Genomic DNA, 2,737 nt, shown 5'->3' on the forward strand with positions numbered 1-2,737 from the left:
CGGCGGGCCAGGGCGCGGGCGAGCCACCGTCGGGGACGCGGGGGCCGGGGAGGACGCCGGGCACCGGCGCCCGGCCGGCCGCGACCGGCGCGGCCGGCCTGGAAGGCGCCATCCGCGCGGCTGCTGTGAGGGTGCCGGACGCCGTCATGTGGGGCGACGACGCCGCCCGGCGCGGCGCCAGGGCGTCGGCGCGCCCGATCCCCAGCCGTACCAGCAGCGCGTCGTTCACCCAGGCGAACGCCCTGGCGTGGTCCGGCAGCCGGTCCGGGCCCGCCGGGTGGGAGATCCAGGCGGGGAAGTCCGGGGACCGGCCGACCAGTTCGTCCATCCGGCGGCCCACCGTCAGCCCGGTCTCCAGCAGTTCGGCGGTGGGGACGGTGTCGAACAGTATGGCCTTCGTCGCCGCGGGGAAGTCGAACTGCCGCAGCCGCTCGGGCACGTCGTGCTCGGCCGGGCGCGGCACGGCGCGCAGCAGCCCGCCGGAGAACACCTCGGCGAGGTGCGCGGTCTCGGCGGGCCAGGACACCGACTCCTGCACCAGCCGCATGGCCGGTACGGACACCGGCGCGAGCGCCGCGAGATGGGCGGCGAGGCGGTACGCCTCGGGCGAGACGGTGTCGCGGAACCGCAGCACGGCGGCGGTCGCCGCGTCGGTGCCGGGCGGCGGCGGGGGCGCCGCGGCGATGTCCGCGCCGAGGTCGCCGGCGGCGGGCGCGGTGCGCAGCAGGGGGAGTACGGCCGTGCCGCCGGGCGAGGCGACCAGCCGCGCCCACTCCGCGACGGAGGCGGGGCGCGGCGCCAGGACGGGGATCGGCACGCCCCGGAAGGACGCCAGCTCCGGGGGCAGCCCGGAGGCGGTGACCTGCCAGGTCGCGTTCGCCGATGCCCGGCCGCGCGAGGTCACCTCCCACCGGTCGGCGCGCACCCCGGAGCCCTTCCACATCTGCGGCGGCAGCACCTGGAGCACCGCGGTCGGGCCGCAGCGGCCCCACCCGGCGAGCACGTCCCCCATCTGGCCGCCGCGCCAGGCCGAGCCGATGCCGTCCGTGACGACCAGCACCATCGTGGCGCCGGAGGGGTCGGCCAGCACCCCCGGGTCGCCGTTGGCCGGGCCGTCACCGAACGGGCTGCTGCGCAGGCCGGGCCGCCCGCCGCCGCGGGTGTGCAGCCCGTACACCCGCACGTCCCGGAAGGCGCCGAGCCGTTCCAGTACGCCACGCAGCTCGCCGCAGAGCCGCTGCCACAGCAGCATCGACGTGCCGTCGTCGATGACCAGCGCCAGGTCCAGCCAGCGCTCGCGGGCCGGCAGGATCGCCACGTCCGGGAGCCCGGTCTCGGCCATCGCGTCGACCGTCGCCGCCTCGTCGACCTCGGTACGGACCGGGCTCGGGCGCTGCTGCTGGAGCGGGCGCAGCGCGCGGGAGAGGGCGAGCGCGTCGGTGCCGGCCCTGCCCTCGGGGGCGCGTACGGACACGGCCGGGCGGCCGCCGTCCCGGTCCGGTGAGGTCGCGCGGAGCGGGCCGCCGTGCAGGCCGTGCCCGGCGTCCGGGCGGCGGGGCGAGCGGGCGGGCGCCGCGGCGCGTGCCTCACGGCCGGGGGAGCGGGCGGGCAGTACCGGCTGCCCGTCCGGCGCGTCGGGCACCGACGGGTCGTCCGGCTCCGGCGGCGCCGCACCGTTCCCCGGCTCCGGGTCCGGCGCCGTGGCCGCGCCGTCCGGCGCGGGCAGCCGGGTGGCCAGCCAGAGCGCGTCCAGCAACTCCTGCGGCGACAGCGGCACTCCGCTGTCGCCCAGGATGCGGCGGGCCCGCTCCGGCATCGTGGTTACACCGTCCCGCCGAGCCGGTGCAGCACGGCCTTGCGTACCGCCTCGGCGTCGATGTCCACGCCGCCCGCGCGCAGGAAGACGGCGTTCAGCAGCTGGTCGGTGGCCAGCTCGCCGAGCGCGCGGCGGTTCAGGAACGCGGTGAGCAGGTCGTCGACCTCGGGCAGGATGTCCGGGCCGAGGTGCGCGGCGATGATCTCGCGCAGCCGGTTCTCGTCCGGGTCGGGCAGGTCGAGGCGGACGCAGCGGCGCAGGAAGGCGGGCGGGAAGTCCCGCTCGCCGTTGCTGGTGATCACCACGACGGGGAACTCCCGGCAGCGGACCCGGCCGCGGTGCACCGGCTCGGTCGCGCCCGGATCGGCGGTGAGCACGTCCACATCGGCCTGGTCCTCGGGCAGCCGGGCCAGCTCCGGGATCTCGAACTCGCCGCTCTCGAACACCGCGAGCAGGTCGTTGGGCAGGTCCACGTCGCCCTTGTCCAGCTCGTCGACCAGCAGCACGCGCGGCCGGTCACGGGGCGCGAGGGCGGTGCCGAGCGGGCCGAGCCGGACGAACGTACCGATGTGCGGCTCCGGTTCGTCCCGGTCGCGGCGGAGCGACGCCTCGCGCAGCCGGCCCACCGCGTCGTAGCGGTACAGCGCGTCCTGCAGCGTGGCGCGGCTGTTGACCGGCCAGTGCAGCACCCGGCCGAGCGACAGCTCGTGCGCGACGGCCTGCGCGAGCGAGGACTTGCCCGTACCGGGATGGCCTGTGACCAGCAGCGGGCGGCGCAGGTGCAGCGCGGCGCTCACCACGTCGGCCTGCTCCGGGCCGATCAGATACGGGCCGCCGCCAGGGCCCGCGGCGGACGTGTCCCTGCGCGCGTGGCCGAAGCGGCGCCACGGCGGCGCCTCGGGCATCGCGGGCCGGCGGGCC

General features: G+C 78.2%; 2 protein-coding genes. Both read right to left on the bottom strand.

Annotation, left to right across the window (positions count from 1 at the left end; translation table 11 throughout):
- On the bottom strand, positions 1 to 1,816 hold a 1,816-nt coding region (locus tag ABT381_RS35580; RefSeq protein WP_351602204.1), incomplete at its 3' end, for an SAV_2336 N-terminal domain-related protein.
- Positions 1,817 to 1,821: 5 nt separating this feature from the next.
- The coding region (locus tag ABT381_RS35585; protein ID WP_351602206.1) for an AAA family ATPase at positions 1,822 to 2,737 on the bottom strand (916 nt) is incomplete at its 5' end.

Source organism: Streptomyces sp. NPDC000151, assembly GCF_040301705.1.
GTDB lineage: Bacteria > Actinomycetota > Actinomycetes > Streptomycetales > Streptomycetaceae > Streptomyces.